Genomic DNA, 24,000 nt, shown 5'->3' on the forward strand with positions numbered 1-24,000 from the left:
GCTGGTGACGGCCGGCCGCTGGTCGGCGATTCGCCGAGATTTGCGGCTGTTCTACTACTCATGCAAGAGTAGTCTTGTGTCTTCCATTCGGATCTTCATTCTCGGGGCATTGGCCGAACGCGGCCCCATGCACGGACATCAGTTGCGCCTGCTCGCCGAGGAGGAGCACATCGATCTGTGGACGGACATCACCGTGGGCGGTCTGTACGGCGCGATCAAGCGCCTCGCGACCGAGGGATTGATCGAGGAGCTACGGGTCGAGCGGAAGGGGGCATACCCGCAGCGTCAGGTCTGGGGGATCACCCAGGCCGGTTCGAAGACTCTCGCGACCCTTCGGCTGAACGCACTGCGCGAGATCGTGGTCAAGCCTGACCCGTTCGACCTGGCCATGGCCCGGCTCGATCCGGATCGCCTGAATGACCTGCCCGTCGTGATCGCGGTGCGGATCGGCTCTCTCGAGGCGAAGCTCGCCGACCATGACGCGCACGCTCAGGCGATCGCCTCCTATCTGACACTTGCCGAAAAGCTGGCGATGAAGCACGGGTCTTACCGGTTGCGGGCGGAGATCGCGTGGCATCAGGAGCTGGCCTCTCTCCTTCCTGAGGTGATCGCCGATGAGAAGGCCCGGAAAGGGACATCATGAATCAGCAGAGTCCGCCGCAGACCGTTTCCCGCGCCACCTGGTTCGCGTTGGTGATCCTCTTGGCGGGCGTGTTCATGGCGCTCCTGGACACCACCATCGTCAACGTCGCCATCCCGACGATCCGCACCAGCCTCGGCGCCTCGGAATCCACGTTGTCGTGGGTGATCTCCGGCTATGCGCTCGCGTACGGCCTGGCGCTCATCCCCGCCGGCCGGGTCGGTGATCGGTACGGCCATAAATGGGTCTTTGTCGCAGGGTTGGCCCTGTTCACCGTCGCGAGTCTGGCCTGCGGACTGGCGCAGAACGACGCGCAGCTCATCGCTGTCCGCGTCGTCCAGGGCCTTGCCGGAGGCATCTTCTTCACGCCCGTCACAGCCCTCATCCAGCTGATGTTCCCGGGGCGGCTGCGCGGCAAGGCGTTCGCGATCATGGGGGCGACGATCGGGTTCTCCACCGCCCTCGGCCCCCTCACCGGCGGCCTCATCATCCAGGCGTTCGGAGCTCACGACGGGTGGCGATGGGTGTTCTGGGTCAATCTTCCGATCGGTGTCCTCGCCGTCGCCGCCGCCTTCTGGCTGCTGCCCTCACGAGACGAGGGAGCCCGGGACACGGGGTCCGACTGGATCGGACTCGTGCTCATCGCCGGCGGCCTCGTCGCCCTGCTGGTGCCGCTCATCCAAGGCCAGGACCAGGGATGGCCCGAATGGACGTATCTCTCGATAGCCGGCGGTGTCGCGCTGATCGTCGGGTTCGCGTTCTGGGAGCGTCGTGTCGCCCGCCTCGGTGGGAGACCTCTCGTCCCGCCGCACCTGTTCGTCCATCCCTCCTTCACCGGCGGGGTCGTCCTGGCCTTCGTCTACTTCGCCGCCTTCACCAGCATCTTCTTCAGCGTCGCCCTGCTCTGGCAGGCAGGACTCGGCGCGACCGCGCTGCAGTCGGGCCTCGTCGTGCTGCCCTTCGCCATCGGGAGCATCATCGGCGCCGCCCAAAGCGACCGGCTCGCCAGCCGATTCGGCCGTACCGTTCTCCTCGTCGGCCTCGGGCTCGTCGCCATCGGCATCATCGCCATCTGGCTCGTCCTGGTGGCCGTCGCTCCCACCAGCCTCCACGGGTGGTACCTGACTGTCCCGCTCCTCCTCGGAGGCATCGGCAGCGGACTGTTCATCGCGCCCAATGCCGACTTCATCGTCGCGACCGTGGATCGGGCCGAAGCGGGAGCCGCGAGCGGAGTCATCGGCACCGTTCAGCGGATCGGTAGCGCCGTCGGCATCGCGGTGACCGGAAGCGTCCTGTTCGGAAACCTCGACTTCAGCACCCCCGGTCCCGATGCCGCCGCCCTCGCCTTCGCCCACGGCGCCACCTACGCCATGGGGGTCAGCGCCGGCTTCGCGGTCCTCGCCTTCGCGCTCGGGTTCACGTTGCCCAAGAGATCCACCTCATGACGCTTGTCCAGCAGAGATCTCACCGGCGACCATAGGCACGTGAACCCGCAGGCCTTTTACCGCGACCCGTACCCCCTTTATGCCGAGGCTCGCCGGACTCGTGGGCTTACCTTCGTACCCGAGCTGAACGCCTGGCTGGTGAGCAGGCGCGAAGACGTACGCGAGGTGCTGAGCAAGCCCGAGCAGTTCTCCTCGGCGGGTGCGCTGCGGCCCGACTACCTGCCCGGCAAGGCCGCGCTCTCGGAGTTGATCAAGGGATTCGGCGGAGTGCAGGCGGTGCTCGGCGCCGATGGTGACGCGCACCGGCGCCTGCGCCGGCCCCTCACCAGAGGACTGTCCCCGGCCAGGGTCGCCGCCGTGCTCCCGTTCGTCACCGAACGGGCCGAAGCGCTCATCGGCTCCTTCGCCGGGGATGGCCAGGTCGAGTGGATGGACGCGTACGCCAAGCTGCTGCCCGCCGACGTGATCGGCCACCTGATCGGCCTGGACCCCGCCGACGTCCCCGGCGCGATCCAGGGCGCGCAGCAGGCGGAGAGCCTGGTGTTCACCGAGCTGACGGAGGCCGGGCAGGTCGAGGCCGCGAAAGAGATCGTGACCCTGCAGCACCTGCTCGACGGCTACGTCCGCGCGCGTAGGAGGGCTCCGCGTGACGACCTGTTCACCGAGATGGTTCGCGGCCTGGCGCCCGGATCCGAGGACCTCACGCTCGACCAGCGCAGGGAGATCGTGTCCAACGTCCAGAACCTGCTGCTGGCCGGCCACCTGACCACGACCGCACTGCTCGGCACGGTCATGCTGAACCTGCTGCGCGACCGCCGCCAGTGGACACTGCTGTGCGAGCAGCCGCAGCTCATCCCCGCGGCCGTCGAGGAGGCGGCCCGGTTCGAGGCGCCGATCCAGGGCTTCCGGCGTACGGTCACCACCGACGTGACACTGGGCGAGACCGAGCTGCACGCGAACGACGTGATCTTCATCTCCTTCGCCTCGGCCGGCCGCGACGCGGACGCCGACCTGCGCCCGGACGAGTTCGACATCAGCCGGCAGGCCTTTCGCCACCTGTCCTTCGGGCATGGCCCGCACGGCTGCCCGGGCTCGCAGATCGCCAAGGAGCAGGTGCGGATAACCCTGGAAATCCTGATCCGCGACCTCCCCGGCCTGCGCCTGGCCCGCACTGACGTGACCATGGTCCCCACCCTCATCCACCGCTCTCCCGAGGCACTGTTCCTCGCCTGGTGAGGAGGCCGCCTCTCAGCTTCGTGGCGAAGTCCTTAGTAGACAGACTCCACCCAGATCTGTCACCATTTGCGCCATGATCGTAGGAAAGGACGACGCCACCTTCATCTGGTGAGCGTTCTCGTGCAGCGGGAAGCTGCCGAAATCCGCGAAGAATGGCTGGGCTTGGCGTTGTCGACGCTGCCCGCCAACCGTCCGGCCACCGAGGCCGCAATCTCCGAGCTCTATCGCCTGATCGGGCTCGCTCCGCCGCGTTTCCACTGGGTCGCGTCACCGGTCGCGGCTCTGGCGACCGTCCCGCCTGGTGTGCGTCTACGGCCTTCGGAGGCCGTCCGGCGGATGGCCGAATGGCCGCTGCCGTCTCGCCTCTCCGCCCTGATGAGGGAGCTGTGCCGCGAACTCGACGCCCAGGTCAGGTGGGTACATCAGCCGATGGACCGGCTGATCCGCCGGGAAGTTCGCAGCTCGCTCTCACTGTCCACCGATGGCTCGCTCCTCGTACCGGTTCGGGCCGCGCACGACTCGCCGGGCGACGTACGGACCGCCTGGTACGGGGTGCAGTGCGTTTCCTGGGTCGCCCACTACGACGCCCTCCGCCGGGCGGCCGGGGTGGTCTTCACTCCCGAGCAGACCCGGCTGCTCGATCTGTGGGCGGCGGTGGCCCGGTCGGGCGGCTGGTGGTGGCCTCGTGAAGGCGTGTGCGTCGTCTCCGAGCGGCCTGTCGCCGTGCGCACGGAGGTGTGGGGCGACGCCGGCGAAGTGCGGCTGCACTGTGCGGACGGCCCCGCCATCCGGTACGCGGACGGGTGGGACGTGCACGCCTGGCACGGCACGCGGGTGCCCTCCTGGGTGATCACCGATCCGCACGTCCAGCGGATCGCGCAGGAGGCCAACATCGAGGTCAGGCGGTGCGCGATCGAGCGCATCGGCTGGACCTCCTACATCGACCGGGCCGGGCTCCGGCTGGTCGCCGCCGCGCCGGACCCCGGCAACCCCGGCTCGGAACTGCGGCTCTATGACATGCGCAAGGAGACCCGGGTGCTCCTCGCGGTCAACGGTTCCGTCGAACGCGACGGGCGCCGCCGCCGGTACGGGCTGACCGTGCCGGGCTTCCTCAACGACCCCGTCGACGCCGCCGGCTGGACCTACGGGCTGTCCGCCGAGCAGTACTCCCTTCTCGTACGCCGAACCTGAGGTGATCTTCATGACTGTGACTCTCGCTTCGCTCTCCCAGCAGACCGGACTCGCCGTGCTCGACCACCTCGAGAAGGAGGCGAGCATCCCCGTCGTCGACGGGCTCCAAGCCCAGGGCGACCTCATCGTCATTCCGCTCTCCGTCGTCGCGTCGTCCGTGCGGCCATGGACCGACGCCACGTGGACGGACGTGCCCCCTGAGGGGGTCGAACTGCTGCGCGGCGCGGCCGGCGGTAACCCGCACACGCTCGTCGCCGACCCCGGTACCTGCCGGTGGACGACCAGCGTGTCGGACTCCGACGGGCTGGCGCTCGGCATCTTCGAGACCTCCGCCGTCGCCTACCTGCTGCATCCCGAACATGGGGCATCGGGCTGTACGCCGGGTACGTACGTCATCCGGCGGCAGCGCGAGCACGAGGGCCAGCGGGCACGCCTCGTGGCCGACTGACAGCGGCCTATGTCTGGGCGATGCGTCCCGTCGGGGGAGTGTCGCGGTGGAGTTCCAGGGCGGCGTCGATCAGGTCGACCCGGGGCAGGCCCGGCACCGCGTCCAGGTCGAACCAGGCGGCCTGATCCGTCGTCCCGCCGACCTCGTACCGCAGCTCACCGCTGACGATCCGCGCCGCGTAGACGATCCGCACCGCGTGGAAGTCGATGCGGCCCTCCGGCCCAGGCAAGGAACGCCGCCGCGAATCGATCCCCAGGAGCCGCTCGGCGACCACCTCATAGCCGGTCTCCTCCCGCACCTCCCGGACCATCGCGTCAAGAGGGTCCTCGCCGTGCTCCAATCCCCCGCCGGGGAGGGTCCATCGCCACTCCGCGCCATCGGCGGAAATCCACCGCGCCAGCAGGACCTGACCGTTCTGTATGCACACCCCGTAGGCGGCGACCCGCCGCGTTCGTGGGGTGTCGCTCTCCGCCATATCGAACCCCTCCTGTGTCGCGCCGGGAGAAAGATCCATGGTGCCCGATGATGGAGGGGGCATGTGCGGACAGCGCGGGAGGATTCGTGGAACTCGGGTTGAGGGACAAGGTCGCCGTCATCACCGGTGGCAGCTCCGGGATCGGCCTGGCCGTGGCGCGGGGGCTCGCCGCCGAGGGCGCGCATCTCGTGCTCGCGGCCCGTGCCGCCGACCGCCTGGAGGAGGAGGCACGCGGCATCGTCGAAGCTCACGGTGTACGGGTGCTGCCCGTCGCGTGTGACGTGGCGACGGCGGAAGGCACCACGGCGCTGATCGAGGCGGCGGAGGAGGGCTTCGGGGGCGCGGACATCCTGATCAACAACGCCGGGGCCGGGTCCAACGAGACCATACTCGAGGCCCCGGACGAGAAGTGGCAGGCGTACTGGGACCTGCACGTCATGGCGGCGGTCCGGCTGGCCCGCGGACTCGTGCCCGGCATGCGGCGGCGCGGTGGCGGGGTCATCCTGCACAACGCGTCGATCTGCGCCGTACAGCCGCTGTGGTACGAGCCGATCTACAACGTGACCAAGGCCGCGTTGATGATGTTCTCCAAGACGCTCTCGACGGAGGTCATCGACCACAACATCCGGGTGAACTGCGTCAACCCCGGCCTGGTCCTCACTCCCGACTGGGTGAAGACCGCCAAGCAGCTGACCGCCGACAGCGGCGGCGACTGGCAGGGGCACCTCGACGAGGTCGCGCGGGAGCACGCGCCGATCAAGCGGTTCGCCACCCCGGAGGAGGTCGCGGACTTCGTCGTCTTCCTGTGTTCGGACCGGGCCGGTTATTCGGTGGGCGCCACGTACTTCGTCGACGGCGGGATGCTCAAGACGGTATGAGCGGGCGGGTCAGGTGAAGTGCGCCTCGGCTCTCAGTTGACCGGCCGCGTCCTGGACGGTCAGTTGTCCCGACTCCGGCGCGCCGGTGATGACGATCGGTTCGCCCGCGAAGACGGGGCGGCGCAGGCGGTACGTCAGGCCGGTGATCCGGCGGCCCGGGGCGTACCGGCGGGGCAGCTCGGCCATGAGGACGGCGAGCAGCGGGCCGTGGACGACGAGGCCGGGATAGCGCTCGACGTCCGTGCAGTAGGGCAGGTCGTAGTGGATGCGGTGGGCGTTGGCGGTGAGCGCGCTGAAGCGGAACAGCAGCGGCGGAGTGGCGGTCATCGAAAGCCGCCACCCGGCACCGTCATCAGCACCGGGAGTTTCATCAGCGACCGCCGGAGCGGAGGCCGACCCCTGCGATGGGGGGTCCGAGCGGTAGACGAGGTCCTGTTCGTCGACCAGCCGCAGCTCCCCACCCTGCCGGTACTCGTACCGCACCGTCACGAACAGCATCTCCCCCGACCGCCCCTCCTTCGGCGTGACGGCCGTCAGCTCAGCGGTCCGTACGGCGGGCCGCCCCATCTCCAATCCCCGCCGCGCCCGCATCCGCCCACCCGCGAACATCCGCCGCCGATGCGGGATCGGCGGCAGGAAGTGCCCCTCGGCCGGATGCCCGTCGATGCCGAGCCGGTCCTGCGCGGGCCACTCCAGGAAGTACAGCCACTGCCACGGCAACGGCAGCGGCTCACCGGAGGGCGGCGCGTCGAGCACCGCCGCCAGAGCCGCCGCCGGGCCGGGCGAGAGGATGTCCTCGCTGGTCACGGCCCCAGGATGCCAGTCGCGTAGGTAATCCGAGAGCGTCATTCCCCCACCACCCCTTGAGCGCGGAGCCGGGCCACCTCGGCCGTGGACATCGACAGCAGTTCGCCCAGCACCTCGTCCGTATGCTGCCCCAACTCCGGCGCGGGACGCGGCGGGAGCTGCTGTCCGCCGAAGACCACGGGCGGTCCGGGCGCGAGATGCGGTCCGATGCCGGGCTGGGTGAGCTCGCCCATCAGCGGGCTGTCGCGCAGCGTGCCGTCCCGGACCAGCTCGCCGAAGTCCCGGTATTCGGCCCACAGCACGGACCCCAGAGCCCCTTCGAGCGAGGCGACGGTCCGGCCGGCGAACCACGGCGACAGCACGCCGCCCAGCGTCTCCCGGTAGGTGTACCGGTCGGCTTCGCGCAGGAAGTCGGCGCCCAGGGCGCGTTCCAGCGCGGCCATCACCTCCGCCAGGCCGGTCGCGGCCACCAGGTCGCGCCAGTGCCTCGTGGTGAGGACCAGCACCATGACCCGCCGCCCGTCGGCGGTGGCGAAGTCGCGGCCGAAGTCGCCGAAGACGTGGTTGCCGAGTCGCGGGCGAGGGGTGGCGCAGAGCTGGGCCTCGGCCAGGTAGCCGAGGTTGCCCGCGGTGGCCAGCGCCACGTCGTGCAGCGCCACCTCCAGCCGCTGCCCATGGCCGGTGAGCAGGCGGTGCCGTTCGGCGGCGAGCAGCCCGACCGCGAGGTACAGCCCGCAGGCGACGTCCCACGCCGGCAGCACGTGGTTGACCGGCCCGTCGTGGTCCTCCGGCCCGGTTATGGCGGGGAAGCCCAGGGAGGCGTTGACCGTGTAGTCCACGGCGTTGCGGCCGTCGCGGTGGCCGAGCAGCCGCGCGTACACGAGGTCGGGTCGCCGCTCGCGCAGGTCGTCGTAGGTCAGGCCGGGGCGCGGCGCGGCGTTGGTGAGCACGATGCCGGCGGTCGTGATCAGCGCGGCGACGACTTCGCGGCCCGTGGGGGAGCGGAGGTCGGCGGTGACGGATCGCTTGCCCTTGTTCAGTCCGGCCCAGTAGAGGCTGCGGCCGGACGGGGCCAGTGGCCATCGGCCCAGGTCGGGGCCGCCGCCGCGCTGATCCACCCGGATCACGTCGGCGCCGAGCTGGGCGAGCGTCATCCCGCCGAGCGGCGAGGCGATGTAGCTCGACAGCTCGATGACCCGCAGACCCGCCAGGGGCGCCGCATCGTTCACAGAAGGCAGGTTAGTGGCAGGTGGTGACCCCAAGTCGTGGAAGAGCCGTCTCGACCGTGCCAGGGACGGTTAGTGTCTGTTCGGACACAAGGAGTGATGATGACCATGCTTGCGCGGGCCCTAGAGCTCAAGGTCGAGCTGATCCACTTTGCCACCTCCGGCCGGTTCGGGCGCGAGCTGAGCGGAGTGCTCGACCGGTTCTACGCCGACGGCCCGCCCGCCGACGAGGCCGCGGCCTTCCTGCCCGTCGACTACTTCGCCCACCAGCACCTGCTGACCGGCGGCGACACGGTCATCGACCGGTTCCTGCGCGAGCGGCCCGGCCTCGCCAGGACCGACGTCGAGCTGCTGTCGAGATGGAAGGACGTGGTCGAGGGCGTGTACGAGGTGCGGGTGGTCGACGGGGCGACCGTGCTGCTGTTCAACCTCGTGGACGAACTGACCTACCGGGCGTTCTCCAATCTGGGTGAGGCGGCCTTCGAGGAGCTGCGGCCCGGGATGTACGTCGTGGGCAGGCTGGTGCCGCTCGGGCTCGACTGGCTGATCAGCGGCACCCCGGCGGTGCACCCGGCCGCCGCGCGCGACACGCTCCTGTCGACGGCCGCGCACATCGCGCTGGAGCATCCCGCGTGGGTGTTCCGCAACCCGGTGCTGCTGACCCAGGCCAGGGAGCTGCAGCGCGAGCGGCGCCAATGCTTCATCGGCCACTTCGGGGCCGACCTGGTCGTGCTGCGGGGCGCCGAGCTGGCCGACCGCATGCGCGCTTACCTGGCCTACCAGTCGGGCCGGCTGGGCGGTGCCCCACCGGCCGGGCAGGAGCTGCCCGAGCAGGTGGCCGGGGCCGAGACGGTGGCGCTGATCTTCGACGAGGTCGCCGGGCTCGGCTACTACGCCGACTTCGGCATGCTGGAGGAGGTCTTCCTGGACCCCGGCCTGATCGCCAAGCGGCCCTATCGCGAGCTCGTCAGCGCCTATCTCCGGGGTGACGCCGTCTCGCCGGTGCCGATCCGGCGGCTGGCCGAACGCGACCCCGAGAAGGCCGGAGCGGTCTTCGCCGGGCTGCTGAACAAGCGCGGCTTCCAGTGGGAGCGCAGTGGCGAGCTGCTGTTGCGCACCCACAAGCCCGCGCATTTCACCGCCCGGCCGCTGCCCACGGTCATCCCGGTCACCGGGGCCATCGCCGAGCACCTGGGCGCCGCCTGACTCAGGAGGCTTCGGCCTCGTCCTCCGGGAGCGGGATCCACTTGTGCGCCCAGACGACCAGCTCGTCCAGGACGGGGCGCAGTTCCTCGCCCATCTCCGTCAGGTGATATTCGACCCTGACCGGCGACGTGTCGAGCACCCGCCGCTCGATGAGCCCGGCCGCCTCCAGCTCCCGCAGGCGCCGGGCGAGCATCGTGTCGTTCACTCCGGGGATGGCCGCTTTGAGCTCGGCGTAGCGGTGTGTGCCCTTGAAGATCATGTGCAGCAGGGCGCCCGACCACCGTGCCCCGATCAGCTCCAGGGCGGTGTGAAACCGGGTGCATACCGAATGGAGGCTCACGCGCTAGATCATACCCTCCAACTTGCTAAGAAATATGTAGTTACTCAATAATGTTGAGTCGCTAGACCTTCGAGACCGAGGAGCAGGACATGTCCAAGCCCGTACTGCAAGTGATCATCGCCAGCACCCGCCCCGGCCGCGCGGGCAGGGTGATCGGGGAGTGGTTCTACGAGCGGGCCGTGGCCGGGGGCGACTTCGACGTCGAGCTGGTCGACCTGGCCGAGGTGGGCCTGCCCTTCCTGGACGAGCCGAACCACCCCAGGCTCAAGCAGTACGAGCACGCGCACACCAAGGAGTGGAGCGCCATCGTCGAGCGCGGCGACGCCTACGTCTTCGTGACGCCCGAGTACAACCACAGCTTCAACGCCGTGCTCAAGAACGCCCTCGACTACCTGCACCAGGAGTGGCAGCACAAGGCGGCGGGCTTCGTGAGCTACGGCGGTCTGTCCGGCGGCACCCGCGCGGTCAACAGCCTGCGCCAGGTGGTCAGCTCGCTGAAGATGATCCCGGTGGTCGAGGCCGTCAACCTGGCGTTCTACCCGCAGTTCGTCGAGGACGGCACGGTCAAGCCCAACGACGTGATGACCGGCGCCGCCGACGCCATGCTGGCCGAGCTCGCCAAGCTCACCGGCGCCCTGCGCCCCATGCGCCTCTCGGCCGCCTGACCCGCCTGACCTGCCTGGCCCGACTGGCCGGCCTGACTCGGCCGGCCCGCCTGACCCGTCCGGCGCGAGCGGGCCGAGCAGCGGGTTAAAGCCCGCCGGGCCGGTACGGGAGTCATCGTCAGCCTTCCTCGTCGTCGTCGTCGATGAGGCGGTCGAGCGCGCGGGTCACGGCGTCGCCCAGCGGGCGGAACGCCTGGGTGAGCGCGTTCGCCAGCGGGCCGAAGATCTCGGTCACCTCTTGGAGCAGATCGTCGGTCTTGCTCTCGGGCGGCGCCCAGCGCATAGCGTCGGCGCTCAGCGTCTCCCATTCGTCGACGACACCGTCGATGGCGTCGAGAACATGGTCAGGATCGCTCGGCATGGCCCTTCTCCAAGGCGCGGGAGTGGGATAAGGCCACGGTACATCCAGCCAGAAATGCGACGCCAGACAATCAGGCGGGGATCGAGACGCCAACCCCGCCGCGCGTCTGCCCGCCGTAGCGCTCCTTGTCGGCCGCGATGTCGAGCGGCCGGATGCTGGTGCGGCCGGCGAGCACCTCGTCGGTGAGGAGCGAGGCGGGCACCAGCCACGAGACCTCGAACTCCAGCCCGTCGGGGTCGTGCGCGTACAGCGCCTTGGTGGTGGAGTGGTCGGAGGCGCCGGCCAGCGCGCCGAGCTCGCTCAGCTTGGCCGCGATGCGCTCCAGCTCGTCGAGCGTGTCGACCTCCCAGGCCAGGTGGTAGAGGCCGACGGTGGACCGGCCGGCGGTGGACTGGCCCGCCCGCTCGCCGATCTGGAACAGGCCCAGGTCGTGGTCGTTGGTCGAGCCGGAGGCCTGCAGGAAGGCGGCGCCGGGCATGCTCATGACGGCCTCGAAGCCGAGAGCCTCCCGATAGAAGGTGACGCTGCGTTCGACGTCGCGTACGTACAGGACGGCGTGATTGAGCCGTTGGACCGGCATGGTGAACCCCTTTCGGCGGAAGCTACCGCTAAGTATATGAGAGTTCAAGTAAAATGACCGCATGACCCGATGGCTGGATGACGACGAGCAGCGCACCTGGCGTGCCTTCATGGCCGCGACCCAGTTGGTGAACGAGGCGCTCGACCGCCAGCTCCAGCGTGAGGCGGGCATGCCGCACGCGTACTACATGATCTTGGTGGCCCTGTCGGAGGCGCCTGAGCGCTCGATGCGGATGAGCGAGCTGGCCGCCAGGGCGCAGAGCTCGCAGAGCCGGCTCTCGCACGCGGTCGCCCGGCTGGAGGAGCGCGGCTGGGTGCGGCGTCACCGCTGCGACTCCGACCGCCGGGGCAACTACGCCGTGCTCACCACCGAGGGGTTCGCCGCGCTGGCCGACGCCGCGCCCGGGCACGTGGCGGAAGTACGGCGGAGCCTGTTCGACGTCCTCACCCCTGAGCAGCAGGGACATCTCGCCGAGATCTGCACGGCGCTCCGGAACACGCTGGAGCAGTAGCGCGAAACTGTCCCCGCGACGCCGTACCGTTCTCCCGGATCTCCCACGACCTAGAACAAGGAGAGCGGATGCACGACACGGATGAGGCACTTTTCCGGGCTGTCCACGGGATCGCCGGCCGCCTGGCCGGCCAGCCGGTGCCCGTGGTGATGGAGACCCTGATGCGCCAGTTGCCCAAGGCCCCCGGCCTCGACCTGGCCGAACTTCGCAGAATCGCCGAAGAGATCAGCGTAGGCAGAGACCCTTCGGGCTTGTAGAGCGAAGAAGACGGCCAAGAAGACGCACGTAGCGGCGCCCAGCCGGTGAGGCGGAGGACCGTGCCCCTGGAAGGCCGCCGACCCCGGTCGGCGGATGGGCCCTCCCGTGCCTGCCGTAACAGAAAGATCCCTTAAAAAACCCCGACAAGCAATCAGGGTCGGGTCGGGGGTGGGGCCTGATGTGGGTGGGGGCGGTGGCCGGGAGAGTAGAGGCATGACCGCAAAGAGGCTCTATCCCATCATCGCCTGCGGGTCGATCGTGTTCGCGGTGGTCGGGATCGTGGTCGGGCAACTGGTGCCCGACCCGGACCTGAACCCCCTCAACGTGACCGTCAGCGAATACGCCGTGTCCGACCGCGGGGGCGTCACGGAAGCGGCGATGGTGGTGCTGGGCCTCGGTTCGCTCATTCTCCTGAAGGCGCTGAAAGCGGCGCACGCACCGGTGCGGGGGCTACCGGAGCGGCTGCTGTGGGTGTGGTCGGGGGCGCTGATCGTCGCGGCGGTCATCCCGACCACGCCGATCGGCCACGACCTGACCCTGACCGCGCAGATCCACCGCTACGTGTCGGTGGCCGCGTTCGTCAGCCTGCCCGCCGCGGCCGCCCTGCTGGTGCCCCGGCTGGCGGCCGACGAGGCGTGGAAGCCGGTCGCGCGGACCGTCGAGTGGCTGGCCCTGGCGGGCGGGCTCGGGGTGCTGGCGATCACCTATGTGGCCCTGCCCGGCGAGCGGGTGATGATCGGGCTGGTGGAGCGGGCGCTGCTGGGCGCGGAGGTGGCGTTGCTGGCGGTGCTCGCGGCGTGGTTGGTACGACTCGCGTGGGGCCGCGCCATCGCCCAGCAGCCTATGAATTTCCGGACATATCACGAGTTTGTGGGTAGTCGATCTTAAAAACCGCCGCAATTGGTGCTATTGTCTCCCGCGATCTTCTATCCGGGAGCGAGCGTCATGGCATCTGGCAGATCCATCAGATTCAAGATCTCGACGCTGCTGGTTCTCCCACTGGTATCCCTGGTCGGACTCTGGGGCTTCGCCGCGAGCACCACCTCCGGTGAGGCCCTGAACCTGTTGAAGGTCGACACGATCTGGACCGGGGTCATCAGCCACGCCGACTTCCTGGTCTACACCCTCGAGCAGGAGCGTCTCGCCTCCGCCGAGGTGATCTCCGGCACCGTCACCGACCCGGCCGCGCTGGCCACCACGCGCGCCAAGGTCGACGAGGTCAAGAAGCGGCTCAGCGACGGGGGGCTGTCGGAGAAGACGCAGGCCGCCCTCACCCCTGAGATGCAGGGGCGGCTGAAGGAGGTCTTCGCGACCGTCGAGCGCCTGCCCGAGATCAGGAAGCAGGTCGACAACCGCAGGCTGAGCCCCGGTGGGCTGGTCACCGAGTACTCGTCGATCTCCGACGCGGTCCACCGCCTCTACCCGACGCTGACCCTCGCCACCGACGTCCGGCTGGCTCAGCAGGCACAGGGCCTGATCGCCGCCAGTGAGGTACGCGAGCTGCTGGACCGCGAGCGCGCGTTGATCGTCGCGGCGAACGGCAAGCCGTCCACGGCCGACATGCACATGCTCGCCAGGATCGACGGCACGCGGGCCTACCTGTTCCCCAAGGCGATGGCCAACCTCGACACCGAGCTGCGGGCCCCGTTCGAGAAGATCAGCAACTCCGTGCGCTGGGCCGCGATGGAGCGCACGCTGGACGGCTACGTCTCGGGCCGGCCGGTCGATCCGGCGGTCTGGCGCGGCATGGCCGACCCCGTGCTGAAGGACTACACGCAGGTCATCTGGGACAACGGGGACCGGTTCCTGGCCCGGATGGAGCCGGCGGGCATCAGCATCATCGTGCGGGCCGCGGTGGCGGGCGTCCTCGGCCTCATCGCGGTCGCCTTCTCCATCTTCATCTCGGTCCGGGTGGGCCGGCGGATCAGCCGTGAGCTGGCGGCGCTCCGCCGTACCGCGCTCGATCTGGCCGAGATCAGGCTGCCCAACGTCGTGACGAAGCTGCGGCAGGGCCAGAGCGTCGACATCCAGGCCGAAGTGCCGCCCATCAAGATGTGCGACGGCGCGACGAGCGAGATCGACGACCTGGCGAACGCGTTCGACAGCGTCCAGTACACCGCCGTGGACGCGGCCGTCGAGCAGGCCAAGCTGCGTCAGGGCGTCTCCGAGGCGCTGCGCAACCTGGCCCGGCGCAGCCAGTCGCTGCTGCAACGCCAGCTCAAGCTGCTGGACGAGATGCAGCGCGAGACCGAGGACCCCGAGGCGCTGTCGCGGCTGTTCAGGATCGACCACCTGACCACCCGCATGCGCCGCCATGCCGAGGGCCTGGTGCTGCTCTCCGGCGGCTCGGCCGGGCGCAGGTGGCGCGGCGTCATCCCGGTCGAGGACGTGCTGAGCGGCGCCGCCGCGCAGGTCGAGGAGTACACCCGGGTCCGCGTCTACCCGATGCCGGAGTGCGGGGTCTCCGGCGCGGCCGTGGCCGACCTCATGCACCTGTTCGCGGAGCTGATCGAGAACGCCGCCTCCTTCTCCTCACCGGGCAACGAGGTGTCGGTCCGCGGCGAGCTGGTCGGCAGGGGCTTCGCCGTCGAGGTCGAGGACCGCGGCCTGGGCATGTCCGCCGAAGACCGCCAGGCGGTCAACGAGCAGTTGGCGAGCCCGCCCGAGTTCGAGGCGTCGCACACCGAGCGGCTCGGCTTCGCGGTGGTCGGCATGCTGGCCGCCAGACACGGCATCACGGTCACGCTCAAGCCCTCCCCGTACGGCGGAACCACCGCGATCGTGCTGGTGCCCACGGGGCTGATTCAGGCCCTCCCGACGCCGGTACGGATGCCCGAGCTGGAGTCGGTGTCCGTCTCGGTGGTCAGGACGCCCGAGGACACGACGGCCCCCGGCGAGCTTCCGCGCCGGACGCGCACGTCCAAGCCCAACTCCGAGCGCTCCCAGGACGCGCAGCTGCCCCGCCGGGTGCGGCAGGCCAACCTGTCGCAGCGGCTCAAGGAGGCACCCCCTGAGCAGACGGAAGTACGCTCGCCCGCGGGCCGCTCGCCGGAGGAGGCCAGAGCCCTGCTCTCCTCGCTCCAGTCCGGCTGGCAGCGCGGGCGGCAGGACAGCGATCAGGATGGGGGATCTTAATCGTGACCCGTGGGCCCGACGAATGGGTTGACGAGGAGGCCGGACCCGTCGTGCGGCCGTACGCGGTGACCAGGGGGCGCACCAAGTCCTCGTCGCCCGCCGAACTCGACCTGCTGGCGACCGTGATGGCGACCGGCCAGCCGCCGCCGGCCAAGGCGGATCTGAGCGCCCGGCACCGCCGCATGGTCGACTGCGTCACCGTGCAGACCAGGCCGGTCGCCGAGATCGCCGCCGAGCTGGACCTGCCCGTGGGGGTGGCCAGGGTCCTGCTCGGAGATCTGCTCGACTACGGCCTGGTGTCGGTCCGGCCGCCGCTCTCCAAGGCCACGACGCCTACGGAGAGCCTGCTCAGGGAAGTGATCGACGGTCTGCGGGCGCTCTAGCCCGCTGCTAGTTCGCCGAGGTCAGCGTCCTCAGCGAGTGCTCGACCAGCGTGACCATGACCTCCTTGGCCGAGGTGCGGCGCCGTACGTCGCAGAGCAGCACGGGCACCTCCTCGTCCAGGTCGAGCGCGATCCGCACGTCGTCCACGCTGTGCCGGTCGGCGCCGTCGAAGCAGTTGACGGCCACCACGAACGGGGTGCCGCGCTGCTCGAAGTAGTCGACGGACGGGAAGCAGTCGGTCAGCCGGCGGGTGTCGGCGATCACGACGGCCCCGAGCGCGCCGTAGGACAGCTCGTCCCACATGAACCAGAACCGTTCCTGACCGGGGGTGCCGAACAGGTACACGACCAGTCCCTCGCGGATCGTGATGCGGCCGAAGTCCATCGCGACGGTGGTGGTGGTCTTGGCCTCCACCCCGTCGAGATCGTCGACGCCGACGCCACGATCGGAGAGCACCTCCTCCGTGCGTAGCGGCCTGATCTCACTGATCGATCCGACCAGCGTGGTCTTGCCCACGCCGAACCCCCCGGCGATGAGAATCTTCAGCGCGACGGGGTCCTCAGAGAGCACGGAGTCCATTGATCACTTCCTTGAGAATGCGCTCATTCGGGCGCGGGCCTGTCTCTGAGGGCGACGTCACCGAGATGAGGCCGTGGTCACGCAGGTCGCCGAGAAGGACTCGGACGACACCTACGGGCAGGTCGAGTTCGACGGCCACGTCGGCCACCGAGATCGGGTTACGTGCGGCCCGAAGGATGAGTTGTTGCTCGGGTTCGAGGTCGTGGTTCGCCGGGTCGCCGACGATCGAGACGCTCGCGATGAGGTCGAACACCTCTCCGGAGGTTCTGGTGCGCCCGCGTATGAGGGCGTAGGGCCGGACGACCGGCCCCGCGTCCTCGTCAAGCCACCGCGGGGGTTCCTTCATGACGATGTCGCCCGGGGGTTGGTGGATATGTGCTGGCCCACCCGCTTGACGAGCATCGCCATCTCGTACGCGATGTGCCCGACGTCCACGTTGGCGTCGGCCAGCACGGCAAGACAGGTGCCCTGCCCGGCCGCCGTGACGAAGAGGAACGCCGACTCCATCTCGACGATGGTCTGGCGTACGTCGCCACCGCCGAAATGCCGTCCCGTGCCGCGGGCCAGGCTCTGGAACCCGGCGGCCACGGCCGACAGGTGCTCCGCGTCCTCGCGGATCAGCCCCTTGGAGTAGCCGACCGCCAGGCCGTCGGTCGACAGGATGACCGCCTGGCGTACGGCTGCGACCCTGGTAGTCAGGTCGTCAAGGAGCCAGTTCAGCTCACCGGTGTTGGTCGTCGGCACACTCATGCCTCCCCCTCTTCATTCGCTTCTTCTCGGGCGCGTTGGGTTCCCCGCTGGTAGGCGGAGAACAGGTCCCGCACCTCTTCGGGAGAGCGTTCTGTCTTCTCTTCCGGATCCGGCTCCGGCGGCTCGTCCGCCTTGAGCTGGGGTGCCAGGTTGGCCTGCTTCACTCGCCTCGGCAGCCCGGCGTGTGTGCCGTTCACCACCGCGAGCGTTTTCTTCTTGGTACGGCTGGGCAGCGCGGGCGTCTCGTCGCTGCCTTCCGTCAGTGCGGCCTGGTCGTGGACCAGGTCGCGCGGCACCAGCACGATCGCGGTGGTGCCGCCGAACGGCGAACGGCGCATCAGCACCTGGATGCCGTGCCGTTCGGCCAGCCTGGCCACCACGAACAGGCCGAGCCTGTCGCTGTCGGCCAGGTCGAACTCCGGCGGGTTGGTCAGCAGCGCGTTGAACGCGGCGTACTCGCCGGCCGACAACCCGAGGCCCCGGTCCTCCACCTCGATCGCGTAGCCGTTGCTCACCAGGTCGCCGCGCACGACCACGGTGGTGCTCGGCGGTGAGTAGATGGTGGCGTTCTCGACCAGCTCGGCGACCAGGTGGGTGAGGTCGGCGGCGGTGGCGCCGTCGAGCGCGCTGCCGGGCATGGTCTCGACGGTGACCCTGGTGTAGTCCTCGACCTCGGCGATCGCCGCCCGGACGATGTCGACCACGGGCACCGGCTTGCGCCAGGCCCGGCCGGGGGCGGCGCCGGACAGGATGATCAGGCTCTCCGCGTGGCGCCGCATGCGCGTCGTCAGGTGGTCGAGGCGGAAGAGCTCCTCCAGGCGGTCCGGGTCGTGCGTACGGCGCTGCATGCCGTCGAGCAGCGCGAGCTGGCGGTGCAGCAGGCCCTGCTTGCGCCTGGCCAGGTTGAGGAACACCTGGCCGATGCCGCGCCGCATCGCGGCCTGGCTCACGGCGGCCCGTACGGCGGTGCGCTGCACGGAGCCGAACGCCTTGGCCACGTCCACGATCTCGGCGGCACCGCTGACCTCGAGCGGTTTGGCCTCCTCCTTGACGTTCACCTCTTCGCCCCGGCTCAACCGGTCGACGAGGCCGGGCAGCCGGTTGTCGGACAGCTCCACGGCCGCGGACCTGAGCGCGGCCAGCTCGCCGGCGAGGCGGCGGCCGAAGCGCACGGAGATGACGATCGAGGCGAGCACGGCGAGCAGCCCGAGACCACCCGCGCTGCCGATCTTCACCACGGTGGCGGCGGCGTCGTCGAGCGCGCGCCCGCTCAGCACCTTGAAGGACGATGTGCCGGCCAGGTCGAGCTGCGCCGCGAGCCGGTCCACGGTCGCGTTCCAATCCGCACCGTCGGAGGGCGGGGCGCCGGTCGTGATGACGCGCGTCTCCATCGCCGTGAAGTCCCTGAACAGGTCGCTGGCGAAGACCTGCTCATACGGCTTGCGGAGCGTCGTGTCCAGCCCAGCCTGGCCGCGGGCGCTGAGGAACTTGCGGGTCGCGACGTATCCGGTGAATGCGGTGAGCTCTGGCTCGGTCAGCCGGTGGTCGATGAGCGCGCCACTGATCAGCGCGTGCTCCCTGGCGACGGTCTCCCGGGCGCTGCCCATGGCCTGCAGCGACAACGCCTGCTGGAAGATCTGCAGGTCGGGTAGCGCGACGAGGTGGTCGTAGAGCCGGATGATGGTATCGAGGACCCGGTTGTACTCGTTGAGGCTCGTCAGCCGGGAGCTGATGCCGCCGTCGATGTCGGCGCGGATGGAGCCGAGCCGGTTCAGCTCCCCGTTGACGGCGTCGAGGGGGCGGCTCAGCTCGGCCTTGATCGCGTCGCCCGCCTCTACGGCGGACTGGTGGAAGCCGGCGACGGACTTGTCGGTGCGTGCGCGCTGCGTGCCGAGTTCTTGGGTGAGTTGACGGGTGGTGACCGCCACGGCCGATTGGGCCCGCTCGGCTTGGAGCTGTAAGCCCAGGTCGGTGGAGGCGATACCGATTGTGCGATAAAGCGTGTTGGCTCTCGATATGGCCTGACCGTCACCCACGGTGAGATTGAGGGCAAAGCCCCAGAGCGCACTCAGAGACAGGAGGGGTAGCAGCAGCAATAAGAAGATCTTGAACCGAATTGACCGGTTTTGCGAGCCCATGTCCCAACCTCGGAGTCGAGGGGCATTTCCACACTCTGTGTAAACACACCTCCGGAAGATCGCACAGGAGACTAGCACCGTTTATGCTTCCGGCGCAGGGGAAGGAACGCGTTGATTAGCGTGATTACTGGGGCAAGTGCCGGCATCGGCGCCGCGGCGGCGGCCGAGCTGTCACGACGGGGGCACCGGGTGGTGCTCGTCGGCCGGGACGAGTCTCGGCTCAAGGCCGTGGCCGACGGGCTGGGCGGATCCGAAGCCGATGTATTGACCTGCGATTACACATCGCTTGACGACGTTCGTCGGCTGGCGGCGGTGCTGCGTGAGCGTTATGAGCGCATTGCCGTCCTGGCCAACAACGCGGGCGTGATGAGTCCGCGGCGCCAGATTACGGTGGACGGGCACGAACTGATGATTCAGGTCAACCATCTCGCCCCCTTTCTGCTGACCCATTCTCTTACAGATCGGGTCGACAGGGTAGTCACCACTTCTTCGCGGGCAGGCAGAAGCGGCCGGCTCGATCCGGCCGACCTATCCCGTGAGCAGCGACGATGGAACGGCTGGCTCCAGTACGGCGATACGAAACAGGCGAATGCCTTGTTCACCGTCGCGCTGGCGGCGCGCGGGGTGGCGGCCACCTGCTTCCATCCGGGCGTGATCCGCAGCGGGTTCGCGGCGGAGACGTGGATCATGCGGATGTTCCTGGCCGTGCCCGGATACGCCAAGCCGCCCGAGTACGGCGCGCGCACGCTGGTGCACCTGGCGACGCACGCCGACGGCGAGAAGCGGGTCGGGCGCTACTTCGCGAAGCAGGCCCCGGAGCGGGTCCCGGACACGATGTCCGACCCCGGCCTGGCCGAACGGCTCTGGCAGTCCAGCCTCGACGCGCTCGACGGCGGCTCCTCGGCGGGCTGACCGACGATCCGCGGCCTCAGGTCCGCAGCTCGCTGACAGCCAGATGTGCGGCGGTGATGGCCGCGTCGGCGCGGGCGGCCGGCACGGAGTCGCAGTTGGCGATCGCGATCCTGCCGAACCGCCGGCGCGCGGTGTCGGCGGGGAACGGGCCGTCGGGGTAGAAGGAGTGCCACGGGCGGCAGTACTCCGGGGCGTACCCGTGGCCCCAGCGGTTGACCGTGATCGCCTCGACGTCCGTGGCCGGGTCGAAGCCACCGGGGCCGAGCAGCCGGGCGAGCTGGTCGCGGATGGTGTACTCCAGCCGGTTGTAGGGCGTCTTGAGCAGTTCCTGTCGGCCGACGGCGGCGCCCGGCCCCGGACCCAGCTCCGACTGGCACGTCGCGGCCAGCATGCGCACGCTGATCGGCTCGCCCGGGTCCTTCGGGTGGTCGTAGCCGGGCATGCCGACCGGGTGGTCGAGCTCCGACAGGCACCAGTAGGCGCCCGTCCAGCGGGTGCGGTCGATGCCGAGGCGCCGCCACGCCTCCCAGCCGCGCAGTTGCACTGCGGCGTCCAGCACCGGCATCTTGACCGCGTCGCGCAGCGCCTGCTTCTGGTCGTCGGGCAGCTCGGTGACGAGGTAGGGGATGACCATGTTCCAGCAGGCCAGGATGACCGCTCCGGCGCGGACCGTGCGGACCCGGTGGCCGTCGAAGTAGCCGACGGTCGCGGTGGTCGCGGCGTCGGGTGCGCCGTCGTTGCGGGCGAAGACGACGGGGCTCGACAGCCGGAAGCGGACCCGGTTCGCGGGCTGGTCGAGCCGGCCGTAGTCGAAGGAGGTGGTGGTGATGCCGTCCATGGTGGTGGAGCCGGCGAAGCCGGGGATCATCCGGCCCACCATCATGCGGACCAGCGCCTGGTTGCCCTCGGGGAAGTGGTAGACGTACGGGTCGGCGACCTTCCACTCCTTCTTCACGCTGGGCGAGCTGAACCGCGACGGCTTGCCGGTGTCCAGCCCCAGGCCGCCGAAACCGGGGTAGTCGCTGCCCCAGGCGTCGATCGCGCCGAACGCCTGCGTGCCGTACCCCCATGCGACGCTCGGCATGGTCCGGAGGAACAGTTCGACGTCGGGGTGCGCCCGGCAGACCTTCAGCAGGAAGTCCGAGTAGGTCAGCTCCGCCAGCCGCTCTTCCTTCCGCTCCGGCGACAGTCCGGGGAACCAGTCCGGCGGGTTCTCGTGCAGCATGACGAGGTCCTTCTTGGCCTGCTCGGCGACCGGCAGCCGCTTGACCCATTGCCTGGGCTCCACACCCGGGGTGAGGCGGACGAGATGGTCGGCCCGGAACGTCTCCCGGTCGCACATCACGCTGCGGTGCATCCCGAGCCCGGCGTACAGGTGCCGGTCGAGGTACCCGCCCAGCCTCTCCAGCTTGACGCCGAGCAGGTCGAGCAGCTCCTTGCCCTCCGGCGTCCACACCGAGGGCGTCTTGATCGACCGGGAGCCGCCGCAGCCGACCAGCACCCCGTCGCGCCCGGTGGGGCGGAACTCGTTGCGCCGCGCCTGCCCGCCGATCTCGTCATGGTTGTCCAGGATCAGGATGCGGGCCTCCGGGCTCTGCCGGCGCCACTCGAAGGCCGCGCTCACCCCGCTGATGCCCCCGCCGACCACCACCAGGTCGTAGTGCTCGTCCGTGGGCACAGGGGAGCCGGCGTGCTCCCAGAAGCGGCCGTCGCGGAGCGCGTGGGGCACGCTGAGCGCCTCCGGCGTGCCGCCCCGCAGTCCGGTGAGGCTCGCCGGAGAGACCACGTCCTCGGGCACGAGCAGCGCCTGGGTCCCGATGACGGCCGATCCGCCCGGCCGCGGCGCGCAGCCCGCCGACGCGCCCAGGGCCACCGTCCCTGCCACCACGGCGACGCCGTCCAAGAAGTCGCGGCGGGTAATAGGCCGGTTCATCCCGAGGTCGCGCGCCGAGTGTGCGTTCATGTCACTCATGCGCTGATCATCACGACTCCGGGTAAAAGCCGCGTCCTCCCGCGCAGTGCTTCGAGAAACATTTTGCGTGACCTATTACCGCGAATGCCTGTTTGGAGTAGCGTCCGAAATATCACGACGGGGGGAGTCCGGTGGTCGGCAAGCAGGGCAGGGTCACAGGCAAGATCGGCCCTGGTCTCGTCGGCGAGGTCATGGTGCCGGTCAGGGGAGGCGTCGAGGCTTTCTACGCTCATCCGACCGTGCCTGATGAGGAGTTCCCCGTCGGGACGATCGTGATCGTGGTGGACTACTTCCCGCCGCGGACGGTCTACGTGGCCCGAGCACTCGTCTAGGGAGGCCCCGATGTCCCCCGAGCCCTATCTTCTCGGCGGTGGCATCCTCGTCGCCGTCATCGTGCTGATCCTGCTCTTCAAGGCCGTCTGGCGGGTCGCCGAGCCCAACGAGGCCCTGATCATCTCCGGTCTCGCCGCGCGCAGCCGCAGTGAGGGCCCGGACAGCCTCGGCTTCAAGATCATTACCGGCAAGGGCGCGGCCGTGCTGCCCGGCTTCCAGACGGCCAGGAGGCTGCGCCTGGACACCAGGGCGGCCAATCTCCAGGTCTCCTGCGTCACCCAGCAGGGCATCCCCGTGCACATCCGCGGCGTGGTGATCTACAAGGTGGGCGACGACCTGTCCTCGATCGCCAACGCCGCCCGGCGCTTCCTCGACCAGCAGGACTTCATGACCGGCGCGATCCACGAGCTGTTCACCGGCCACCTGCGCTCGATCATCGGCAACCTGACCGTCGAGGACCTGATTCTCAACAGGGAGCGGCTGACCAGCGAGACCAGGGCGTCGGCCGCCGACGAGATGAGCAAGCTGGGCCTGATCGTCGACTCGCTGCAGATCCAGGAGATCGACGACGAGACCGGCTACATCGTCAACCTGGGCAAGCCGCACGCCGCCAAGGTCGCCTCCGTGGCCCGCATCGCCGAGGCCCAGCGCGACCAGGAGGCCACCGAGGCCGAGCAGGCCGCCGCCGCGCGCAAGGCGGCCGCCGTACGCGCATCCAAGATCCAGCAGGCCGGCTACCAGGCCGAGATCGACCAGGCGGCGGCCAAGGCCAGGCAGGCGGGCCCGCTGTCCGAGGCGACCGCCAGGCAGGAGGTCGTCGTCCAGGAGACGAGGGCCGCCGAGCTGGAGGCGCAACTGTCGGAGCAGCGGCTGCAGTCGCAGGTGCGCAAGCCCGCCGACGCCAAGGCGTACGAGACCGTCACGCTCTCCCAGGCCGAACGCGACGCCCGCATCGCCCAGGCCGAGGCGGAGGCCAAGGAGACCGAGCTGCGGGCCGTCGCGCAGGCCTCCCAGGTCAAGCAGGCGGCCGCGGCGGACGCCGAGTCCGTACGGCTGCGCGGCGAGGCGGCGGGCGCGGCCACCAAGGTGGCGGGAGAGGCCGAGGCCCAGGCCGCCAAGGCGCGCGGGCTCGCCCATGCCGAGGCGGCGAAGGCGCTCGGGCTCGCCGAGGCGGAGGCCGCGCAGGCCAAGGGCCTGGCGGAGGCGAAGTCCATCAGCGCGCGGGCCCAGGCGCTGAAGGAGAACCAGGAGGCGGTCATCGCCCAGCAGCTCGCCGAGCGCTGGCCCGAGGTGGTCGAGGCGGGCGCCAAGGCGTTCGGCAACGTCGAGCACATGGTGGTGCTCAACGGCGCTCAGGGCGTGGAGGAGATGCTCGCCAAGGCGCTCACGCTCGGCGGCACCGGCCTCGGCCTGGCCCGGGCGCTGCTCAACGGCGCGGCCCCGAACGGTTCCGAATCTTCTGGAAAAGCGCAATAAACCGGCGTACCATCACAAAAAGGTGAGCCGGGAAGTCTGGTCGGCAGTGACTTC

27 protein-coding genes are annotated in these 24,000 nt (G+C 69.6%); 16 read left to right on the forward strand and 11 right to left on the reverse strand.

The window, feature by feature from the left end:
- Nucleotides 1-4: 4 nt before the first annotated feature.
- The 5 genes from AB0F17_RS43820 (at nucleotide 5) to AB0F17_RS43840 (ending at nucleotide 4,960) form a co-directional block, all read left to right on the forward strand.
- Entirely contained in the window at nucleotides 5-643 is a 639-nt protein-coding gene (locus AB0F17_RS43820) for a PadR family transcriptional regulator (protein ID WP_358036122.1), read from the forward strand.
- Nucleotides 640-2,085 (forward strand): MFS transporter, encoded by a 1,446-nt coding sequence (locus AB0F17_RS43825; RefSeq protein WP_358035903.1) that lies wholly within the window; start codon nucleotides 640-642, stop codon nucleotides 2,083-2,085. The genes AB0F17_RS43820 and AB0F17_RS43825 overlap by 4 nt, the downstream gene beginning before the upstream one ends.
- 39 nt (nucleotides 2,086-2,124) lie before the next feature.
- Complete coding sequence (locus tag AB0F17_RS43830) at nucleotides 2,125-3,321, forward strand: cytochrome P450 (protein ID WP_358035905.1); 1,197 nt, start codon at nucleotides 2,125-2,127, stop codon at nucleotides 3,319-3,321.
- A gap of 108 nt (nucleotides 3,322-3,429) precedes the next feature.
- Nucleotides 3,430-4,512, forward strand: coding sequence for a DUF6745 domain-containing protein (locus tag AB0F17_RS43835; protein ID WP_358035907.1), 1,083 nt, complete (start codon nucleotides 3,430-3,432; stop codon nucleotides 4,510-4,512).
- Nucleotides 4,513-4,522: 10 nt separating this feature from the next.
- Nucleotides 4,523-4,960, forward strand: coding sequence for a hypothetical protein (locus tag AB0F17_RS43840; RefSeq protein WP_358035909.1), 438 nt, complete (start codon nucleotides 4,523-4,525; stop codon nucleotides 4,958-4,960).
- A gap of 7 nt (nucleotides 4,961-4,967) precedes the next feature.
- Here the strand turns inward: AB0F17_RS43840 and AB0F17_RS43845 are convergent, their stop codons facing one another.
- Nucleotides 4,968-5,474 carry an NUDIX hydrolase gene (locus AB0F17_RS43845; protein ID WP_358035911.1) on the reverse strand — a complete coding sequence of 169 codons (507 nt, stop codon included), beginning with the start codon at nucleotides 5,472-5,474 and terminating at the stop codon, nucleotides 4,968-4,970.
- 47 nt (nucleotides 5,475-5,521) lie between these two features.
- On the opposite strand from AB0F17_RS43845, the gene AB0F17_RS43850 reads away from it, so the two are divergent.
- The gene (locus tag AB0F17_RS43850; protein ID WP_358035913.1) at nucleotides 5,522-6,313 is read left to right on the forward strand and encodes an SDR family oxidoreductase; all 792 of its coding nucleotides are present in this window, start codon (nucleotides 5,522-5,524) and stop codon (nucleotides 6,311-6,313) included.
- 9 nt (nucleotides 6,314-6,322) lie between these two features.
- On the opposite strand, the gene AB0F17_RS43855 is transcribed toward AB0F17_RS43850, so the two are convergent.
- Both AB0F17_RS43855 and AB0F17_RS43860 read right to left on the reverse strand, forming a co-directional pair.
- Nucleotides 6,323-7,162 carry a hypothetical protein gene (locus AB0F17_RS43855; RefSeq protein WP_358035915.1) on the reverse strand — a complete coding sequence of 280 codons (840 nt, stop codon included), beginning with the start codon at nucleotides 7,160-7,162 and terminating at the stop codon, nucleotides 6,323-6,325.
- The gene (locus AB0F17_RS43860) at nucleotides 7,159-8,349 is read right to left on the reverse strand and encodes a CoA transferase (RefSeq protein ID WP_358035917.1); all 1,191 of its coding nucleotides are present in this window, start codon (nucleotides 8,347-8,349) and stop codon (nucleotides 7,159-7,161) included. Before AB0F17_RS43860 ends, AB0F17_RS43855 begins: the two co-directional genes overlap by 4 nt.
- A gap of 99 nt (nucleotides 8,350-8,448) precedes the next feature.
- On the opposite strand from AB0F17_RS43860, the gene AB0F17_RS43865 reads away from it, so the two are divergent.
- The gene (locus AB0F17_RS43865) at nucleotides 8,449-9,552 is read left to right on the forward strand and encodes a hypothetical protein (protein ID WP_358035919.1); all 1,104 of its coding nucleotides are present in this window, start codon (nucleotides 8,449-8,451) and stop codon (nucleotides 9,550-9,552) included.
- Between the two features lies 1 nt (nucleotide 9,553).
- Here the strand turns inward: AB0F17_RS43865 and AB0F17_RS43870 are convergent, their stop codons facing one another.
- Entirely contained in the window at nucleotides 9,554-9,892 is a 339-nt protein-coding gene (locus AB0F17_RS43870; protein WP_358035921.1) for a helix-turn-helix domain-containing protein, read from the reverse strand.
- Between the two features lie 89 nt (nucleotides 9,893-9,981).
- Here AB0F17_RS43870 and AB0F17_RS43875 point away from each other — a divergent pair, with 89 nt between their 5' ends.
- Entirely contained in the window at nucleotides 9,982-10,557 is a 576-nt protein-coding gene (locus AB0F17_RS43875; RefSeq protein ID WP_358035923.1) for an NAD(P)H-dependent oxidoreductase, read from the forward strand.
- Between the two features lie 118 nt (nucleotides 10,558-10,675).
- Here the strand turns inward: AB0F17_RS43875 and AB0F17_RS43880 are convergent, their stop codons facing one another.
- Together AB0F17_RS43880 and AB0F17_RS43885 are read right to left on the reverse strand one after the other, a co-directional pair.
- Entirely contained in the window at nucleotides 10,676-10,918 is a 243-nt protein-coding gene (locus AB0F17_RS43880) for a hypothetical protein (RefSeq protein WP_358035925.1), read from the reverse strand.
- A gap of 70 nt (nucleotides 10,919-10,988) precedes the next feature.
- Nucleotides 10,989-11,498 (reverse strand): VOC family protein, encoded by a 510-nt coding sequence (locus AB0F17_RS43885; protein WP_358035927.1) that lies wholly within the window; start codon nucleotides 11,496-11,498, stop codon nucleotides 10,989-10,991.
- Nucleotides 11,499-11,559: 61 nt separating this feature from the next.
- Here AB0F17_RS43885 and AB0F17_RS43890 point away from each other — a divergent pair, with 61 nt between their 5' ends.
- From AB0F17_RS43890 to AB0F17_RS43910, 5 genes are all read left to right on the forward strand, one after another.
- Nucleotides 11,560-12,009 (forward strand): MarR family transcriptional regulator, encoded by a 450-nt coding sequence (locus AB0F17_RS43890; RefSeq protein ID WP_358035929.1) that lies wholly within the window; start codon nucleotides 11,560-11,562, stop codon nucleotides 12,007-12,009.
- Nucleotides 12,010-12,077: 68 nt separating this feature from the next.
- Entirely contained in the window at nucleotides 12,078-12,266 is a 189-nt protein-coding gene (locus AB0F17_RS43895; RefSeq protein ID WP_358035931.1) for a hypothetical protein, read from the forward strand.
- A gap of 214 nt (nucleotides 12,267-12,480) precedes the next feature.
- On the forward strand, nucleotides 12,481-13,155 hold the full coding sequence (locus AB0F17_RS43900; protein ID WP_358035933.1) for a DUF998 domain-containing protein: 675 nt from the start codon (nucleotides 12,481-12,483) through the stop codon (nucleotides 13,153-13,155).
- Between the two features lie 57 nt (nucleotides 13,156-13,212).
- Nucleotides 13,213-15,402 (forward strand): nitrate- and nitrite sensing domain-containing protein, encoded by a 2,190-nt coding sequence (locus AB0F17_RS43905; protein ID WP_358035935.1) that lies wholly within the window; start codon nucleotides 13,213-13,215, stop codon nucleotides 15,400-15,402.
- Between the two features lie 2 nt (nucleotides 15,403-15,404).
- Nucleotides 15,405-15,785, forward strand: a complete 381-nt coding sequence (locus tag AB0F17_RS43910) for a DUF742 domain-containing protein (protein ID WP_358035937.1) — start codon at nucleotides 15,405-15,407, stop codon at nucleotides 15,783-15,785.
- A 7-nt stretch (nucleotides 15,786-15,792) separates the two neighbouring features.
- On the opposite strand, the gene AB0F17_RS43915 is transcribed toward AB0F17_RS43910, so the two are convergent.
- The 4 genes from AB0F17_RS43915 to AB0F17_RS43930 are packed head-to-tail and all read right to left on the reverse strand — an operon-like array spanning nucleotide 15,793 to nucleotide 19,151.
- A complete protein-coding gene (locus AB0F17_RS43915) occupies nucleotides 15,793-16,365 on the reverse strand; it encodes an ATP/GTP-binding protein (protein ID WP_358035939.1) in 573 nt (190 codons plus the stop codon).
- Nucleotides 16,346-16,711, reverse strand: a complete 366-nt coding sequence (locus tag AB0F17_RS43920; RefSeq protein ID WP_358035941.1) for a DUF742 domain-containing protein — start codon at nucleotides 16,709-16,711, stop codon at nucleotides 16,346-16,348. Before AB0F17_RS43920 ends, AB0F17_RS43915 begins: the two co-directional genes overlap by 20 nt.
- Nucleotides 16,708-17,115, reverse strand: a complete 408-nt coding sequence (locus AB0F17_RS43925; RefSeq protein WP_358035943.1) for a roadblock/LC7 domain-containing protein — start codon at nucleotides 17,113-17,115, stop codon at nucleotides 16,708-16,710. Before AB0F17_RS43925 ends, AB0F17_RS43920 begins: the two co-directional genes overlap by 4 nt.
- Complete coding sequence (locus AB0F17_RS43930; RefSeq protein ID WP_358035945.1) at nucleotides 17,112-19,151, reverse strand: ATP-binding protein; 2,040 nt, start codon at nucleotides 19,149-19,151, stop codon at nucleotides 17,112-17,114. Before AB0F17_RS43930 ends, AB0F17_RS43925 begins: the two co-directional genes overlap by 4 nt.
- A 222-nt stretch (nucleotides 19,152-19,373) precedes the next feature.
- Here AB0F17_RS43930 and AB0F17_RS43935 point away from each other — a divergent pair, with 222 nt between their 5' ends.
- The gene (locus tag AB0F17_RS43935) at nucleotides 19,374-20,165 is read left to right on the forward strand and encodes an SDR family NAD(P)-dependent oxidoreductase (RefSeq protein ID WP_358035947.1); all 792 of its coding nucleotides are present in this window, start codon (nucleotides 19,374-19,376) and stop codon (nucleotides 20,163-20,165) included.
- A gap of 16 nt (nucleotides 20,166-20,181) precedes the next feature.
- Here the strand turns inward: AB0F17_RS43935 and AB0F17_RS43940 are convergent, their stop codons facing one another.
- Nucleotides 20,182-22,137 (reverse strand): NAD(P)-binding protein, encoded by a 1,956-nt coding sequence (locus AB0F17_RS43940; RefSeq protein ID WP_358035949.1) that lies wholly within the window; start codon nucleotides 22,135-22,137, stop codon nucleotides 20,182-20,184.
- A 131-nt stretch (nucleotides 22,138-22,268) separates the two neighbouring features.
- On the opposite strand from AB0F17_RS43940, the gene AB0F17_RS43945 reads away from it, so the two are divergent.
- The gene (locus AB0F17_RS43945) at nucleotides 22,269-22,469 is read left to right on the forward strand and encodes a hypothetical protein (RefSeq protein ID WP_214634871.1); all 201 of its coding nucleotides are present in this window, start codon (nucleotides 22,269-22,271) and stop codon (nucleotides 22,467-22,469) included.
- Between the two features lie 10 nt (nucleotides 22,470-22,479).
- The gene (locus AB0F17_RS43950; RefSeq protein WP_358035951.1) at nucleotides 22,480-23,946 is read left to right on the forward strand and encodes an SPFH domain-containing protein; all 1,467 of its coding nucleotides are present in this window, start codon (nucleotides 22,480-22,482) and stop codon (nucleotides 23,944-23,946) included.
- The last annotated feature ends 54 nt before the right edge of the window (nucleotides 23,947-24,000 follow it).

It is taken from the genome of Nonomuraea sp. NPDC026600, from assembly GCF_040638335.1.
In the GTDB taxonomy this organism is placed as follows: Bacteria; Actinomycetota; Actinomycetes; order Streptosporangiales; family Streptosporangiaceae; genus Nonomuraea.

What these genes read in the sequence shown, in the direction of transcription:
- AB0F17_RS43825 (WP_358035903.1), top strand. Translation starts at nt 640, where the DNA reads ATGAATCAGCAGAGTCCGCCGCAGACCGTTTCCCGCGCCACCTGGTTC.
- AB0F17_RS43840 (WP_358035909.1), top strand. Translation starts at nt 4,523, where the DNA reads ATGACTGTGACTCTCGCTTCGCTCTCCCAGCAGACCGGACTCGCCGTG.
- AB0F17_RS43845 (WP_358035911.1), bottom strand. Translation starts at nt 5,474, where the DNA reads ATGGATCTTTCTCCCGGCGCGACACAGGAGGGGTTCGATATGGCGGAG.
- AB0F17_RS43855 (WP_358035915.1), bottom strand. Translation starts at nt 7,162, where the DNA reads ATGACGCTCTCGGATTACCTACGCGACTGGCATCCTGGGGCCGTGACC.
- AB0F17_RS43865 (WP_358035919.1), top strand. Translation starts at nt 8,449, where the DNA reads ATGACCATGCTTGCGCGGGCCCTAGAGCTCAAGGTCGAGCTGATCCAC.
- AB0F17_RS43875 (WP_358035923.1), top strand. Translation starts at nt 9,982, where the DNA reads ATGTCCAAGCCCGTACTGCAAGTGATCATCGCCAGCACCCGCCCCGGC.
- AB0F17_RS43880 (WP_358035925.1), bottom strand. Translation starts at nt 10,918, where the DNA reads ATGCCGAGCGATCCTGACCATGTTCTCGACGCCATCGACGGTGTCGTC.
- AB0F17_RS43885 (WP_358035927.1), bottom strand. Translation starts at nt 11,498, where the DNA reads ATGCCGGTCCAACGGCTCAATCACGCCGTCCTGTACGTACGCGACGTC.
- AB0F17_RS43890 (WP_358035929.1), top strand. Translation starts at nt 11,560, where the DNA reads ATGACCCGATGGCTGGATGACGACGAGCAGCGCACCTGGCGTGCCTTC.
- AB0F17_RS43895 (WP_358035931.1), top strand. Translation starts at nt 12,078, where the DNA reads ATGCACGACACGGATGAGGCACTTTTCCGGGCTGTCCACGGGATCGCC.
- AB0F17_RS43900 (WP_358035933.1), top strand. Translation starts at nt 12,481, where the DNA reads ATGACCGCAAAGAGGCTCTATCCCATCATCGCCTGCGGGTCGATCGTG.
- AB0F17_RS43905 (WP_358035935.1), top strand. Translation starts at nt 13,213, where the DNA reads ATGGCATCTGGCAGATCCATCAGATTCAAGATCTCGACGCTGCTGGTT.
- AB0F17_RS43915 (WP_358035939.1), bottom strand. Translation starts at nt 16,365, where the DNA reads ATGGACTCCGTGCTCTCTGAGGACCCCGTCGCGCTGAAGATTCTCATC.
- AB0F17_RS43920 (WP_358035941.1), bottom strand. Translation starts at nt 16,711, where the DNA reads ATGAAGGAACCCCCGCGGTGGCTTGACGAGGACGCGGGGCCGGTCGTC.
- AB0F17_RS43925 (WP_358035943.1), bottom strand. Translation starts at nt 17,115, where the DNA reads ATGAGTGTGCCGACGACCAACACCGGTGAGCTGAACTGGCTCCTTGAC.
- AB0F17_RS43940 (WP_358035949.1), bottom strand. Translation starts at nt 22,137, where the DNA reads ATGAGTGACATGAACGCACACTCGGCGCGCGACCTCGGGATGAACCGG.
- AB0F17_RS43950 (WP_358035951.1), top strand. Translation starts at nt 22,480, where the DNA reads ATGTCCCCCGAGCCCTATCTTCTCGGCGGTGGCATCCTCGTCGCCGTC.